The organism is Parabacteroides timonensis (genome assembly GCF_900128505.1).
GTDB lineage: Bacteria > Bacteroidota > Bacteroidia > Bacteroidales > Tannerellaceae > Parabacteroides > Parabacteroides timonensis.
Window position 1 is genome coordinate 3,536,261 of the sequence record NZ_LT669941.1, and the last position, 16,608, is coordinate 3,552,868.

General features: G+C 42.2%; 9 protein-coding genes. 6 read left to right on the top strand and 3 right to left on the bottom strand.

Annotation, left to right across the window (positions count from 1 at the left end):
- Positions 1–12: 12 nt before the first annotated feature.
- From BQ7394_RS21815 to BQ7394_RS21825, 3 genes are all read right to left on the bottom strand, one after another.
- Positions 13–3,357 carry a SusC/RagA family TonB-linked outer membrane protein gene (locus BQ7394_RS21815; protein ID WP_082212078.1) on the bottom strand — a complete coding sequence of 1,115 codons (3,345 nt, stop codon included), beginning with the start codon at positions 3,355–3,357 and terminating at the stop codon, positions 13–15.
- A gap of 241 nt (positions 3,358–3,598) precedes the next feature.
- Entirely contained in the window at positions 3,599–4,615 is a 1,017-nt protein-coding gene (locus BQ7394_RS21820) for a FecR family protein (protein ID WP_075559337.1), read from the bottom strand.
- Between the two features lie 64 nt (positions 4,616–4,679).
- The gene (locus tag BQ7394_RS21825; RefSeq protein WP_075559338.1) at positions 4,680–5,276 is read right to left on the bottom strand and encodes an RNA polymerase sigma-70 factor; all 597 of its coding nucleotides are present in this window, start codon (positions 5,274–5,276) and stop codon (positions 4,680–4,682) included.
- 210 nt (positions 5,277–5,486) lie between these two features.
- Between BQ7394_RS21825 and BQ7394_RS21830 the strand changes: the two genes are divergently transcribed.
- From BQ7394_RS21830 to BQ7394_RS21855, 6 genes are all read left to right on the top strand, one after another.
- A complete protein-coding gene (locus BQ7394_RS21830) occupies positions 5,487–6,464 on the top strand; it encodes a FecR family protein (RefSeq protein WP_075560168.1) in 978 nt (325 codons plus the stop codon).
- A gap of 158 nt (positions 6,465–6,622) precedes the next feature.
- Positions 6,623–10,099 (top strand): TonB-dependent receptor, encoded by a 3,477-nt coding sequence (locus BQ7394_RS21835; RefSeq protein ID WP_075559339.1) that lies wholly within the window; start codon positions 6,623–6,625, stop codon positions 10,097–10,099.
- A gap of 31 nt (positions 10,100–10,130) precedes the next feature.
- Positions 10,131–11,603 carry a RagB/SusD family nutrient uptake outer membrane protein gene (locus BQ7394_RS21840; protein ID WP_075559340.1) on the top strand — a complete coding sequence of 491 codons (1,473 nt, stop codon included), beginning with the start codon at positions 10,131–10,133 and terminating at the stop codon, positions 11,601–11,603.
- Positions 11,604–11,695: 92 nt separating this feature from the next.
- Entirely contained in the window at positions 11,696–12,874 is a 1,179-nt protein-coding gene (locus BQ7394_RS21845) for a family 16 glycosylhydrolase (protein ID WP_075559341.1), read from the top strand.
- A 12-nt stretch (positions 12,875–12,886) separates the two neighbouring features.
- Positions 12,887–14,449, top strand: a complete 1,563-nt coding sequence (locus tag BQ7394_RS21850) for a DUF4832 domain-containing protein (protein WP_075559342.1) — start codon at positions 12,887–12,889, stop codon at positions 14,447–14,449.
- A 4-nt stretch (positions 14,450–14,453) separates the two neighbouring features.
- Complete coding sequence (locus BQ7394_RS21855) at positions 14,454–16,604, top strand: alpha-N-acetylglucosaminidase (protein WP_075559343.1); 2,151 nt, start codon at positions 14,454–14,456, stop codon at positions 16,602–16,604.
- The last annotated feature ends 4 nt before the right edge of the window (positions 16,605–16,608 follow it).

Here is a 16,608-nt window from a genome sequence, read left to right on the forward strand (position 1 = left end):
TTTACCAGTGTATTAAAATTTAAGATTCAGATTTATACCTAACGAACGTACAGCAGGTTCACCGCCATTTTCAACACCTTCCATACCCACAGTCGAGTTCAGGGAGAATGTCGGATCACAGAAATCGCTTCCTCTCCAGATGAAGAACGGATTACTGAATACCAACGAAACATTGGCCTGTTTAAGCATCAGCTTGGAGATAAAACTTGCCGGTAACTTGTACCCCAGTGAAATTTCCTTCATACGGATAAAACCACCGTTATATACGTTCTGGGAAGCTGTTACACTCTGTATCTTGCCTAATTTCAACGGATCGAGACCAGTTCCGTTCGCATAATATTCATCGCGTCCCGGCACAGAATTGATATGGGTTCCGTGTTCATACATCCAACGGGAAGTCTTTGAATAATACTTATGTCCCAGGCGGCTGTCGATAGTCAGGTTCAAATAAAAGTCTTTATATTCCAAATGACTGGTAAGTCCCATAATCACTTTTGGAATAGCAGAGCCTAAATAAGAGTTATAACTCTTATCGTACAATGGATATCCATTGGCATCGCGCTGAATATTCCCGGAGTCGTCATACAGATAGTCTGAGCCGTACATCACACCGTAAGGTTCACCTTCAATGGCCATTACACTCATTGCCTCCACAAAATACATTTGTATACTCTTCAAACCATCATGCAGTTTCTTCACTTTACTATAGTTACGTGACAACGTAAAGCCCAGATCCCAAGTGAAATCTTTTGTCTCGACAGGTCTTCCGCTCAATGAAATTTCAAAACCATGATTATTCACAGAACCGGCATTCATCAGGCTGGATGAAAATCCGGATGAATTAGGAATAGGTATCTGCAAGATCTGATCTTTTGTCGTATTATTATAGTAGGAAACATCCAAACCAAGGCGATCATTAAAGAAACGGATATCGAGACCATATTCAGCTGAATTAGTTCTCATCGGCTTCAGGTCAAGCGGTGGCAACTGTGTATTCTGGATATTTCCGGGATATACAGTCGAACCTGATTCAGTGGGGAAACCTCCGGGGAATAAGCCGTAATACATATCGAGCTGATAAGCATTCGTATCACTACCAACCTGTGCCCATGAAGCACGGATCTTTCCAAAGCTGAACCAGTCCGGGCGATCCATTAACTCAGAGAAAACCAAGCTACCTCCGACTGAAGGATAGAAATAAGAGTTATTCTGCTTGGGCAGAGTAGAACTCCAGTCGTTTCTGGCCGTAAATGACAGATAAAGGAAACGGTTATACGACAGGTCCAAAGAACCGTACATGCCCCACATCCGTTTGTTCATCATATAAAAAGAAGCCTTCTGATTTTTGGCATTGCTCGGAGTATATAGACCTTCTGCAATGAAGTCGGCGGCTTCCACACTGGTGCTGCGAGTTTTCTGTGACCAGTAGTTTCCTCCCATCATCGCATCCAGCCCGAACTTACCAAACTCTCCATGATATTCTGCATACAAATCACTGTTTACCAGCAGGTTTTTGCTATTATATTTACTCATTCCACCCTTTGTCATATAATCGGAACGTCCGGCCATGGAAGCCCAGAAACCTGATCTCTGCGGAATAGTCTGATCGGTATTAAAATCGGTCATTTCTAACCCCTGACGATAAGTGACTTTCAGGTTATTCAGTATCTTATAACTGACAGAAGCCAGTCCGTTACCATTATAGCTCTGGTCGTTATTCTTATATTGATACAGTATATAATAAGGGTTCAGGGCACCGTCCCAGTTATTCATCAGACCACCGGTAGTGATATCACGTCCCATAGCTTCCAGTTTCTTCAGATCCGTATCGGCCCCCATAATGGGTAATACCGTTGTCGGGTTGAATTGTCCGTGTCCGCTCTCCGGGCGTTGATGGGCATTGGTTACATTAAAATTGATCTTAAAATCATAACTCAGGCGTGAGGTCAGATCACCATTCATACGCATGGTCAGGTTATGTTTCATATAATTAAAAGCCGGCGTAATATCCTTGTAGTACTCGTTTCCATAAGCAAAACGGAAAGTAGCTTTCTTTGTTCCACCGATGATAGAGAGCGTATTGGCTGTATTAAAACCATTATTATAAAAATCCATCGGTTTATAACGGGAAACATATTTATGTTCCGAGCCATCGATAAAGACAGATGTCGTATTAGGATCGAGCTTCGCACCATAAGCATCTTCAGAAACAGCCATAGCATCAGCCAGTGTCTTCGGATAGTTTCCTCCTTGTCCGCTACCATACACCTGCTGATACTGAGCCAATCCGGCATAAGGCATCAACATGGATGTATTTGTGTTGAACTCGATACCGATTCCCTGATCGGCCACCCCTTTCTTTGTAGTAATAAGGAGAGCTCCACGGGAAGCTTTCGAGCCATAAAGAGCGGCAGCCGACGGACCTTTCAGTACGCTGATGGATTCAATATCATCCATATTCATTCCACTCAGGCCATCGCCATAGTCTGTCCCACCAAATGGGCTCACATCGGTATTGTTCGAGTTATCGACAGGTACACCGTCAATAACATACAAAGGTTTGTTTGTAGACCCTGATGCTATTTCACCAATTCCTCTTAATACTATCTTAGTTGAACCGCTACGTTTATTTCCGGTAATATCCAATCCGGCGATCTTACCTCCCAAACTTGTCAGTAAGTTTCCTGAATGCACTTCGCTTATCTCCGATGCAGATAACTGGGCGGCAGAATAGTTCAATGCACGTTCGCTCTTTGAGATACCCAAAGCTGTAACCACTACTTCATCCAGCAATTGGGTATCTTCCAATAATTGAACAGATAGGGTTTTCTCTTTACCGACTGCTATTTCTCGGTTCTTATATCCGATATAGGATACCAGAACAACCGGACTTCCGGATATCTCCAATGAGAAATCACCATCCATATCGGTAATTGTACCGTTTGTTGTTCCTTTCACTGATACATTGGCTCCAATAACCGGATCACCTTTCTGGTCGGTTACACGTCCTGTGATTATCCGTGTGGATTGTTGTTTTGTCTGAGCCGAACGGGCAGATAAAACAATCTGGTTATTCTCTTTCAGAATATAAGTTATTCCTGCTTCAGCAACTATCTTATCCAATACTTTCTTAATATCTCCATTGGTTGCTTCAACAGATACAACTGTGTTTAAACCGGTCAGGTCTTCATTATAGAAGAAACGATAATCGCTGCTCTTTTCGATATCTTTAATAACTTCACGTAAAGGCTTATTCTTTGCAGCGATTGAAATCTGGGCAGCAATTGTCATGCCTGAAGAGGCAAGCATAAGACTGCATAAAGCTGCCCGTAAAATTATTTGCTTGATGTTACTCATTTTTAGATGTTTTTTAATCGTATAAAAGATTATAAATAGTAACTTTACAAGCAGAATCAAGAGTCATTAAACTCCGGAGATAACCGGCAAGTTATCTCTATAAATAAGGAGAATGATTGATTCTGATTTGTAAAAGATCGTGTGAGTGGGACAGCTCTCCTTTGGAGCCTGTCCCCTTTTTTTGACTATTCTTACGTCATAGGCCGCTCAATTTTTAAGATTAACAATTTATTTATTCTCACTACGGCTTCGCATCCAATATGATCGTGTCTCCATGCGACTCATAAATAATGGGAGCTGTAAGGCTTATTATCTCTATTACATTGTCTAAGCTATTATTCTTTATAACACCCGAAAAACGATAGTTCCTTATCTTGTCTGATTTAAACTCGAGCTGTACATTGTACATTCGATTCAGCAAGATGGCAATGTCATCCAGTTTCTCTCTTTCAAAAGCCAGTTCGTTATTGCGCCACATGCGGGCATACGAAACATTCTCCGACGTGCCGACAGTCAGACTCCTGCTTTGCCGATTCAGGCTGACATGCTGATCTGGGGTCAGGATAACCGAATTATCTTCTCCCGTTCCGGCCTTTATGCTTCCTTCAAACAGGGTAGCGACAAAATCGGGATCTTCATTATATGCCTTCACATTGAATGATGTGCCCAAAGCCTCCACCTCCATCTCACCGGCTTTTACAACAAAACGATGTTCCTTATCTTTCGACACCTCAAAATAGGCCTCCCCGTTTAAAGAGACATTACGTTCTTTTATACCGTAATCGCTTTTGTAACGGAGCTCGGTATGCGAATTCAGCCAGACCTTGGTTCCATCCGGTAGTACGATACTTGCCCTCTGTCCCTTTTCTGCCGATACGATATATTCACTGGCAACCTGCGATTTTTTCAGTGTATATAAATAAGAAGAGAAAATTCCTATACATAATAATATAGTAGCTGCATAAGGCAAGAAACGAGTAAAAGACGATTTGGATTTTATCGTCCTGGTTTCCCGACCTTTTTGTGATTCCTCTATTTCATGCATTCTTTCCTTAATGCGCAGGAACATCCGTCCCTGAACTTCTGCAGGCAATTCCTCATCAGAGGTTTCAATCCATCGCTGTTGATAAAAGTTCAGAACTTCGTCCCTCGACGCTGAATTGCGGAACCATTCCAGAAGCAACTGCTCTTCTTCCGGAGATGTTTCGCCACGCATAAAGCGATCGAGTAACTCTATATTTATATTGTTTTTTGTCATTGTTTAAGTTGTATATCCGAAAAGAAGGGCAATCCCTTACAAGGGGAGTAGAAAAAACTTGTATTTAACATTCATTGGCTAATACGACCAGTAATATAGCCAATAAATGATCATTGGATAATTTCTCTTTCAAGAAACGTAATGAACGGTAGAGTTGAGTCTCAACCGTTTTTTCGGAAATCGACAAACGGGTAGCAATTTCTTTATTCGACAGGTGTTCTCTACGGCTTAACTTAAATATTTCTTTTCTGGACAGAGGTAATTGTTCAATCAGGTTATCGATATAGAGACGGAGTGAATCTGCATCGATTTTCTCTTCCATCAGGAAGTATTCATTAGTTTGCTGCTGAGACAATGCATAAAATGCCGACTCTGATAACAGGCGGTTCTCCGTTTCCTTATAGACCATATTACGGGCTATAGTAAAGAGATACGCATCAAAACCCTTATCCAGGTCTATCGATTCACGTCTCTCCCATATTTTCATAAAAACACTCTGAGTAATATCTTCGGATATGACTCTGTCGTACAATAGCGAATTGATAAAGTTGAATACATGCGAATTGTATTTCCAATAAATAGATTCGAAAGCAGTTTCATCTCCTTCCTTCAGGCGTCTCAGTACTGTAGCATCTATATCCTTCAGTGTGTGCTTTTCCATATCTCTTTCTCTCTATTAACTCGGGCAAAGATAAAAATTTATTTGAATGTTAGATCCCTTTTAGCAGTATAGAAATAAGACTTAGAGATATATTGATCTATAAATGATACGCATCCTTTTCCAGTTTCAGGCACAATCTAAAATGTGATTCATTTTATTGACCTAGTTCATAAAGGACTAAGTCATTTAATCTGTCAGATGAAAGAATATATAAAAAACGAACATTCTGATTTAATCATAAAATATCTGCAAGGAGGATTAGACTCGCAGGGTATGAATGATTTCTATACCTGGGTGAATGAGAATGCTGATAATAAAAAGCTATTCTTTGAAACCAAGGCGATTTATGATGCCTGCAGTAATTCCGACAGACTGACAGAGGAGATCCGGAAAAGCTGGGATCGTCTTTTACAAAAGAAGAGAATGCAACGCCAGATAAAAAACAAATGGCATCAATTGGGTAATTATGCAGCAGTGTCCCTGGTCGCAGTCTGTCTTACCTCAGCTTTCTTTCTCTCCAATGAACATGAGACTAAAATAGCCACCCGTTATATCGGAGGGGACGGCCTGGATGCAGATGTAGTCGAGTTACCGGATGGTACTCAAGTCTGTTTAGGTTCGAAAACCATATTCCGGTATGAAAATGACTATGGAAATAAACAGAGAACTGTTTATCTGGAAGGAGAAGCCTTTTTCGAGGTTGCGAAAGATAAAGATAAGCCTTTCATCGTAAAGACGAAGGAACAGGATATTGAAGCTTTAGGAACTAAGTTCAATGTGACTGCTTACCCTTCGGATTCTCTGCTCACGACCACCTTATTGGAAGGATCAGTCCGGTTGACGACAGAAAACAGGTCGCAGCGTGTTATACTTAAACCCAACCAGCAACTGGTGTATAACCGGAATACCCATGTCAGTAGTATATTTAATGTAGATGCGGAACAATATACTTCCTGGACTACTGGGTATTACTACTTTCCGGAGCAAAGCCTGAAAGCTATTCTTTACCGGTTAAGCCATGTCTATGGAGTACAGTTTACTGTTAACTCCGAAAGGTTAAACAGACGTACTTTCACCGGAACATTCTATCGCGGACAAAGTATAAAAGATATTATGGAAATCATCCACCTTTCTATTCCGATCAAATATAAGATAGATGAACGCCATGTAACGATTTCAGAAATATAAGTAGTTGTTAATCTTTAAAATGAGGATAGTATGAGTGAGTAAAAGGTAAAATAAAAAAAGAAGAGAAAATCTTGCCGGATTCTCTCTTCTAAAATGTGTGATTCAATTAAACTTCCATTGCCGTGGAATAATGTTTAATCTTAAAAACATTCAAAAGTATGAATAATCAACGTATAGTTGTTTCCGTAAATCTGAAAAGAACTATAAAAATCATGAAATTAACCGTGTTAATGTTAACCGTTTGCTTATCGCAAATGGTCGCCGCAACTTATGCGCAAACAGCCAAGCTAAGTGTTTCTGCTAAAGAAGAAACACTAGAAAATGTACTGAAACAAATAGAAAAACAGTCTAAATTCCTGTTTTTCTATAATCTGGAAGAGATCAATAAAAATGAGAAGATCTCTATTGACAAAAAGAATGTAGATATCGAGGATTTACTGAAAGCGATCACCAATAAGACAGGTCTGAAGTATACGATCAAAGACCGTCATATTGTATTGACATCCGAAAATTCTCCCGTATCTGCCGGAACGACACAACAAACCCGTAAAGTAACCGGCGTTGTAAGCGACGCTATGGGACCTGTTGCCGGGGCGAACGTTATTGAAAAGGGTACTTCAAATGGAACAACTACCGATATAGATGGTAAATACTCAATAGAAGTTTCCGCCAATGCCATCTTGCAGGTTTCTTTTATCGGATATATCCAGCAGGATATAGCAGTTAAGAACCAGAGTGTAGTGAACGTTCAGCTGAGAGAGGATACACAGGCACTGGAAGAGGTAGTAGTAGTAGGTTATGGTACTATGAAGAAAAAAGACCTGACAGGTGCTGTCGCTTCCGTAAAAATGGATGATGCTCCTGTCGGAACAGTTTCAACGATCAGTCATGCACTGGCAGGAAAAGCAGCAGGTTTACAGGTTAGTACGATCAGTGCACAACCCGGTGGCCAGTCTACATTCCGTATTCGTGGAGCCGCATCATCAGATAAGGCAGGAAATGATCCGCTGATCATTATTGACGGCTTTCCTGTAAGCGACCCGGGATCACTGGATAGCGGTAACCAATACAAGGACGGTAATAAAGATAATATCTTATCTTCAATCAACCCAAATGATATTGAATCGATCGAAGTACTGAAAGATGCGAGTTCTACTGCTATTTACGGTGCACGTGCTGGTAACGGTGTAATCATCGTCACTACAAAACGTGGAAAGAGCGGAGCTGCCAAAGTTCAGTATTCAGGATCTGTTTCTGTTCAGGATATTTCCAAGTCTTATGAGATGTTGGATGCATCGGGCTTCATGCAGGCCACAAATGATTACAGAAAAGAACTGTGGCTACGTACAAACGGTGTCGGTATCTACGGAGGTAAATCGGAATCAGATGTAACTTCGCCTTTCGTTCCCGACTACACAGCAGAACAGATAGCCAATCCCGCACATAATACGAACTGGTTTGATGAAATCTCCCGTTTAGGCTTCCAGACTTCTCATAACCTCTCGATAACAGGTGGTAATGACAATACGAAATATCTGGTTTCAGGAAACTACTTCAAACAGGACGGTGTTATTAAAAATAATACCATGGAACGTTATTCAGCACGTGTGAACCTGGACCAGAAGCTTAGTAAATACGTGAAGATGGGTGTAAACCTGAATGTTTCACGCAACCAGTATGACAACATTCCTCTGGGTAACGGACAGAATGAAAATGCAGGTATTTTGGTTTCTGCAGCCCAGTTCAACCCAACGCTATCGGTGCGTGATGAGAACGGCGAATATACAATGAACCAGGACGCTTCATTCCTGCCGAACCCCGTATCTCTGTTGGATATCACGGATAAGACGACCAAAGAACGTTTACTGGGTACTGTATTCTTTGAAGTTCGTCCGATTCAGGACTTATTATTGAAAGCAAACTTCGGCATCGACCGCAACTATCAGAAACGTAAACAATACATGCCTACAACAACACTGTATGGAGCCAGAGAAAACGGATCAGGATATATTGCTCAGGCCGATAACTCCGACTATCTGATGGAATTGACAGCCAATTATACCAAACAGTTCGGTGATCATAACCTGAATGCCTTGGTCGGCCATTCCTATCAGCTGTTCGATTATGAATTCCTGTCAGGAAAAAGCAACGACTTCATTACAGACGGTTTCTTATATAACAACCTGGGAGCCGGTAATGCAAAACGTCCGACTGTCGGATCAAGTGCGACCAAGTCACGTATGGCCTCCTTCTTCGGACGCGTGAATTATTCTTTTAAAGACCGTTATTTATTGACTGCAACACTGCGTGCCGACGGTTCTTCCAACTTTGCCGAAGGAAACCGTTGGGGATATTTTCCTTCTGTTGCTGCCGGATGGAGATTCACAGAAGAAGAATTTTTACAGCCACTCACAAAAGTACTGTCAAACGGTAAATTACGCTTGAGCTATGGTGAAACTGGTAATGCAAATGTAGGAGATAAAGCATACAGCTACTATAAAGTTGGTAATAACAATTTCTTTGGCGGTAGCGCTATCAACGGTGTTTATCTGGACCAGATGGGAAACAATGAACTTACCTGGGAGACCACACGCGAATGGAACCTCGGTCTGGATCTGGGTTTCCTGAACGGACGCATCAATGTAACAGCAGAATACTTCCATAAAGTAATATCAGACCTGTTGAACGAACGTACCTTGCTTTCTTACAACGAAGTTAACAAAATTATTGCGAATGTTGGAAAAACACAGAGCCAGGGTTTTGAACTGACAGTGAACACGACTAATATCCGTAACAAAGATTTTGAATGGACTTCAGACCTGACATTCTCGTTGTATCGTGACAAATGGAAAGAACGCGATCCGAACTGGAAACCCAGTGCATATAGTGAATACAACGGTTATATCCGTTCTTATGCCGGCTATTTGTCAGATGGTTTGGTACAACCGGGTGAAACAATAGATCATATGCCTGGCGCACTTCCCGGACAGGTAAAAATTAAAGATATCAACGGATATGTTTATAATGAGGATGGTTCCATCAAGGTCGATGAACACGGTATTCCGATGAAAACCGGTAAACCCGACGGTAAATTGGATGATGCCGACAAAGTGATCTATGGCTCAGCCGACCCTGGTTATCTGTTCGGCTTCAACAACACATTCCGTTACAAGAATTTCGACCTGAATGTATATTTCTACGGCCAGTTTAATAAACTATCTGCCGGTAGTTATAAGAAAACCTGGATCAGCAATAACGTCAACGACTTGCGCCGCGGTTACAATCAGCCGGTTTCCGTAAGCGATATATGGAGCTCAACGAACCCGAACGGTACGCTGCCCGGTTATTTCCAAACGGAAAGTGCATACGGCACAGGCGACTATTATTACGAAAAGACCTGGTTTATCCGCTGCCGTAACATTACGTTAGGTTATAATATACCGATCAAGACCAGCAAGCATATCTTGTCCAATGTACGCGTATATTTCGATGTAAACAATCCGTTCGTCATCACTCCGTACACAGGTCTTGACCCGGAAACAGATATTTCAAGCTCCGAAAGTACTCCTTCCAGCCTGCAATGGGCGTATCCGAATGTACGTACTTATAGCTTTGGTTTGGATATTACATTCTAATTTATTAATCGACAAAAGAAGATATTAGATCATGAAGAAATTATTATATACACTAATGTGCTGCTGCGCATTAAGCTCATGTACCGACCTGGAACCGGAAAGATATGATGCCATCAATCCCGGATTTTTCCCGAAAACAGAGAAGGATGCGGAAGCATTGGTTACAGGTGGAGTTTATGCTCCTTTCCGTTGTGATAATTATAGCGGTATATTTAACGTCGCTACCGGTGTACAGATCATCGGTGATATGTCGACGGATATAGCTGTTTGCTGCTGGGTCAATGATGCATGGATTCCGTTGACCAGCCATAACTGGACGCCCAATCATCAATATTCAACGATCAACTACACCAATTATGCAAAATACCTGGGGACTATGACGTTAACTCTGGAACGTATTTCCGGTGTGGAAATGGCTGATGACGTAAAGGCACGCATGAATGCCGAGATACACATGGGGCGTGGCTGGCTAGCCTTCTTATTATATGATTTTTACGGTCCAATCCCCATCCCTACATTAGATCAGCTGAATAATCCGCTGGCAGAAGAGATCATACCACGTGCTACCCAGGAAGAAATGACTACGTTTATTGAAACAGAGTTGAAAGCAGCTTTGGAAGGTCTTCCTACCCGCGCCTCTTCTTTCGGACGTTTCGACAAAGGTTTGGCATATACCGTTCTGATGAAATTCTATATGCATGAAAAGAACTGGGCAAAAGCGGTTGAATGCGGTCGTGAACTGATGAAAGCAGATTATGGATACGGTTTGATGGATACGTATCAGTCTATCTTCACACTGGAAAATGAACAAAACAAAGAAATCATCTTTGCCTGTACGGAAGAAAGAGGAACCCAGTTGGAATTATGGCACGACCATTGCCTGCCGGGCAACTATCCTTGCAAAAACAACTCTATCCAACGCTGGGACGGTTTCAAAGTTCCCTGGCCGTTCTATCGCACATTCGATAAAAAAGACGATCGCCTCTCCGTACTGGTTGGTGAATACGTTGGAAACGATGGTGTATTGTTCAATGAAGAATCCGATATTATCAAGCACGGTAATACCTATTCGGGAGCCGTACCGGTTAAGTATGCAGAAGACCCCGAGTCAACCGGCGATGGTAGCCAGATCGACTGGATCGTTTATCGGTATGCCGATGTATTGACATTATTGTCGGAAGCGATTGTCCGTAATAATAATGCAGTTAACCAGGAAGCACTGGATTTACTGAACCTGGTTCGCGTACGTGCCAAACTGAATGCATATACCATGGGCGATGTGAAAGGTGCAGACGATTTTCTGGATAAAGTTCTTCAGGAAAGAGGATATGAACTATGGTGGGAAGGCGTACGTCGTTCTGACCTGATCCGCCACGGTAAGTTTATCCAGAACGCGATAGACAGAGGATCCACGACTACCAAACCGGAGTTTGTATTGTTCCCGCTGCCACAAGCAGTAATCAATGAAGGCAAAGGAATTATTATACAAAACGCTGGATATTAATTCGTTTTTTAATGATTTAAATATATATTTGCATTATGAGAAAGGGCCGCTTTAATTGCGGCCTTTTTTCTCTCTATTAACAACTAAATATCATGAACTATAAACACTTATTCAGTACTTTGTGTGCATGTTTTCTCCTGCAGGGAGCTACACTGGTAATACAGGCGCAAGATTATCCTGCCAATCCACTGGAAAAAGAAGGATACCGCCTGATCTTCCACGATGAATTTGAAGGAAATGAAATTGATAAAAGTAAATGGATTCCGGAATATTTACCCTCCTGGCCCAAAGACAGGAGTATCTGTACACCTACTTATGAGATGAAAGACGGAGTTATCAAACTCATTATTGATAAAAATTCAAAGAATGAATTCGATAAAAGCATGTATATCTCCGGATTTATGAGTGCCAGTCGTACAGGGCTTCACCATTATGACCCTAAAAAGAAAGCACTGCACGAGATAAAGACAGAAGCCACTCAGATCAATCAATATGGTTACTATGAAATGCGTGCAAAGATGCAAAACGGAGGAGGCGTACATTGTGCCTGGTGGCTGATCGGCTTCGAGGATGATCCCAACCAAAGCTGCGAGATCGATATTTTTGAGATCCTGGGGACAGATGTAAATAAAATATGGGCAACAGTGCATAGCTGGAAAGACTCTACGATCCAGTATCATACAGAGCATCCCTGGTTTGCCAACAAAAAGTTGGCAGAAGAATTTCATATATATGGATTTGACTGGACGCCGGAAGGGGTTGCTGTCTACGTCGACGGCATACAGGTGATGAAGCATAAAGCAGCTATAACATATCCACTTATTCAGATCATTTCTTTTTATGATAACCGGAAAGCGAAAAATGGCTGGACCGGCACCTATGATCCGTCCATTCCTTACCCTAAAAGTTTCGATATCGATTATATCCGCATGTATAAGAAGATACCGGATGGTTATAAGGCCGTTTCTGCCAATGAACTGCGCATAATCTCCATTGAACCGGCCCGTATGGAAGTTACCGAAGGAAAAGCCGTATTGCGGAATATCGACGGGCATATCACTCGTGAACTCCTATATACACCATCTTATGTGAATGTCCATTATAATGACGGAACTGTCACTCAACAGTTTGTTGAATGGGAAGCGCTGAGTGATGAAGCATTCAGCCGGATTCAAAAAGCCGGGACTGTCATTGTCGACGGTAAAATAACCGGTCTATCCGACACTCTGTTAAAAGGGGAAAAGGCAACATTGATCATTACAACCAAATAAAAGCAAATACTTATGAAACATATAGCGATTATCTTTTTTTCCATCAGCATGTTGTTAAACTTGGGAACGGGATGTACCTCGGAAAAACAACACCTCACATTCCGTGGTATATATGCCGATGATCCGGCCGGAACAGAAGGTTTACATAATCCGGAACGTGGTTTCCGCCTGGAGGTGGCATTGGATGTCACAGAAAAGAACTATGTATGGGCTCCCGATAAATATCCCGATATCACATCTTATCTGGAAGAAGAAGCTGAGAAATATGCTTCTGATAGTATATCCCTGGTGCAGACTTATTTCTATCTGACAGGAGCAGTCGGAAAAGCGTTGACAGCTGACGATTTTAATACGATGGATATCTTTTTCGATAAACTACGTGAACTCGGGATGAAAGCTGTTTTACGTTTTGCCTACGAAACTCAATTCATGGGACGCGCTGCTACAGGACCGACTTTGGACGATATCATCCGTCACACAGAACAACTCAAACCATTTCTGGCAAAGAATAAAGATGTGATCCAGGTCGTACAGGCCGGCATGATAGGTGCATGGGGCGAATGGCATAGTTCATTCCATGGCCTAGAGAGATCAGACGATACCAAACGTACCATTTTACAACATATTTGCCGAATGACACCCGAAGGACGTTATATCCAGATCCGCGTACCGGAATATAAGAATCTACTAGATCCCTCCTCCGATGATTATAAACGTACTTCTTTTCACGATGATTTTATTGTCATCAAGAAACATCTTTGGGATGGAGGAATGTCGGAAGGAACACCGGCATACGAACAGATCGTGCGTGAATCGGCGTATCTTCCGGTCGATGGAGAATTGCCTTGGGGTACATGGAGTATGAATGAAGATCCGGACAGTCCGGAAGCCGGCTGGATAATTGACGGACTTCAAACAGCAAAGCGTCTTTCCCTGCAACACTATACCTCCCTGAGTGCCATTCATAATTATAAGGAGAAAAACACCAAAGACAAATATTCCATGAAATACTGGAAAGAGACACCTGTCACAGAAGCTTTCCTGAAAGAGAATAAAATGCCTGTTTCAAATGGTTATTTTAATACTAAAGATAAAAAGATTGCTGAACGTAATGTTTTCGATTATATCCGGGATCACCTGGGATATCGAATTGAGTTACAGGATTTAACAATAGCACCCACCGCTGATAAAAACAATAAGGAAATAGAACTGTCACTGATCAACCGTGGTTTTTCCACACTGTTTAATGAACATCCTGTTTATTTCGTACTGATAGACAATAAAGGGAACATTGTCCATACCGAATTAACAGGTGCCAACGTAAACGAATGGCAACCTTATAGCCCGGATGATACGCTTTGTACTCCGTTGATCCATAAAATCAAAACGAATATGCATATACCGGAAACCATCGATCCCGGGAATTATCAGTTAGGCCTATGGATTCCGGATGGGGCTGATCGTTTGAAGAAAAACGCCCGCTATGCAATTCGTTGTGCCAATGGCGATGTGGAATGGTGGGTCTCCGAAGACAACCAATATGGTATAAATATTTTGACAACATTAATAATCTGATAAAATGAAAATAATTAATATTCTGTTGCTATTATGCTTTTCGGCAGTGATGCAAGCAAGCCCGATAGACGGGTTATTAGAGCGTATTGACAAGGGAGCTTCCCGTAAATTTATCATCGAACAGATCAAATCGCCCACCGACTTTTTTGAACTGGATCAGAAAGGAGATAAAGTCGTTATCCGCGGTAACAATTATGTCAGTATTGCAACCGGAATAAACTGGTATCTAAAATATCATGCAGGGATTCACCTCTCCTGGAACGGAATGCAGGCTACGCTTCCGGAAATCCTTCCTGCCGTAACAAAAAAAGAACGACATGAAACAGGAATGAAACTACGTTATGACCTGAACTACTGTACGTTTTCTTATACAATGGCATTCTGGGACTGGGATCGCTGGGAGAAAGAGATCGACTGGATGGCTTTGCATGGAATCAATCTGCCATTAGCCATGACAGGGGTGGAAAGTGTCTGGTATAACGTTTTGAAAAAGTTGGGCTATAACAAGGAGGAGATCAATGAATTTATCTCCGGTCCCGGTTTTATGGCCTGGTGGCTGATGAATAACCTGGAAGGCTGGGGCGGCCCTAATCCTGACAGTTGGTATCAGCAGCAGACCGTTTTGCAAAAGAAGATACTGAAACGTATGCGTGAATACGGCATCGAACCTGTATTGCCGGGATATTCCGGCATGGTCCCTCACAATGCCAAAGAAAAGATGGGGCTGAATGTTTCCGACCCGGGCTTATGGTGCGGTTATCGCCGTCCGGCTTTCCTTCAGCCTACCGATCCTCGCTTTCAGGAGATAGCTTCCCTTTATTACAAAGAGATGGAGAAATTGTTTGGCAAAGCCAATTATTACAGCATGGACCCGTTCCATGAAGGAGGTAGCGTTGCCGGAGTCGATCTGGATGCTGCCGGCAAAGCAATCATGTCTGCCATGAAGAAGGTAAATCCGAAAGCCGTTTGGGTAGCCCAGGCATGGCAAGCCAATCCTCGTTCAAAGATGATTGAGAATCTGAAGGCTAGAGATATGATCGTCCTCGATTTGTTTGCAGAAAGCCGCCCGCAATGGGGAGACGCCGAGTCGACCTGGTACCGTAAAAACGGTTTTGGGCAACACGACTGGATCTATTGTATGCTGCTGAATTATGGCGGAAATGTCGGTCTGCACGGAAAAATGGCGCATGTGATCGATGAATTCTATAAGGCAAAAGAAAGCCCTTTCGGTAAAACGTTATGTGGCGTCGGTATGACGATGGAGGGTAGTGAAAACAATCCGGTCATGTTTGAGTTATTAACCGAACTCCCTTGGAGAGAACAACGGTTCGATAAAGAGGAATGGCTGGCAAACTACGTTCGTGCCCGTTACGGTTCTGATAATAAAACAGTGGAAGAAGCCTGGACGTTACTCAGTAACTCGATCTATAACTGTCCTTCTCAATCCGTTCAGCAGGGAACACATGAATCTATCTTTTGTGCACGTCCATCGGAAAATGCTTATCAGGCTTCCAGCTGGTCGGAAATGTCTGATTATTATAATCCCCAGGATGTTATCCATGCTGCTCGTCTGATGGTATCGGTAGCCGATCAGTATAAAGGGAATAATAACTTTGAATATGATCTCGTTGATATTGTTCGCCAAGCCATTACAGAAAGAGGTCGTCTGCTGTACAAAGCAGTGATGGCCGCTTATACATCAGGAGATAAGCCACTCTTTGAAATGGCCTCCCGGCATTTCCTGCAACTGATTCTTTTGCAGGATGAATTATTAGGAACACGTCGTGAGTTTATGGTAGGAAACTGGATTGAGCAGGCTCGTAATCTGGGGAAGACTCCTGAAGAAAAAGCTTTATATGAATGGAACGCACGTGTACAGATTACCACCTGGGGCAACCGTCAGGCCGCTGACGAAGGAGGTCTGAGAGATTATGCCCACAAGGAATGGAACGGGATACTAAAAGATTTCTACTACATGCGATGGAAAGCCTATTTCGACAATCTTACCCAAAAGATGGATGGGAAGAATCCAGAAGAAATAGATTTTTATGTATTGGAAGAACCTTGGACAAAAGAGACAAATCCGTATCCATCTAAACCAGAAAATGATTGTATTCCAACTGTAAAACAAATATTCAAAGAAATTTTTGAATAACAAA

Coding starts and splice junctions, on each gene's coding strand:
- BQ7394_RS21815 (WP_082212078.1), bottom strand. CDS start 3,357: ATGAGTAACATCAAGCAAATAATTTTACGGGCAGCTTTATGCAGTCTT.
- BQ7394_RS21820 (WP_075559337.1), bottom strand. CDS start 4,615: ATGACAAAAAACAATATAAATATAGAGTTACTCGATCGCTTTATGCGT.
- BQ7394_RS21825 (WP_075559338.1), bottom strand. CDS start 5,276: ATGGAAAAGCACACACTGAAGGATATAGATGCTACAGTACTGAGACGC.
- BQ7394_RS21835 (WP_075559339.1), top strand. CDS start 6,623: ATGAATAATCAACGTATAGTTGTTTCCGTAAATCTGAAAAGAACTATA.
- BQ7394_RS21840 (WP_075559340.1), top strand. CDS start 10,131: ATGAAGAAATTATTATATACACTAATGTGCTGCTGCGCATTAAGCTCA.
- BQ7394_RS21845 (WP_075559341.1), top strand. CDS start 11,696: ATGAACTATAAACACTTATTCAGTACTTTGTGTGCATGTTTTCTCCTG.
- BQ7394_RS21850 (WP_075559342.1), top strand. CDS start 12,887: ATGAAACATATAGCGATTATCTTTTTTTCCATCAGCATGTTGTTAAAC.
- BQ7394_RS21855 (WP_075559343.1), top strand. CDS start 14,454: ATGAAAATAATTAATATTCTGTTGCTATTATGCTTTTCGGCAGTGATG.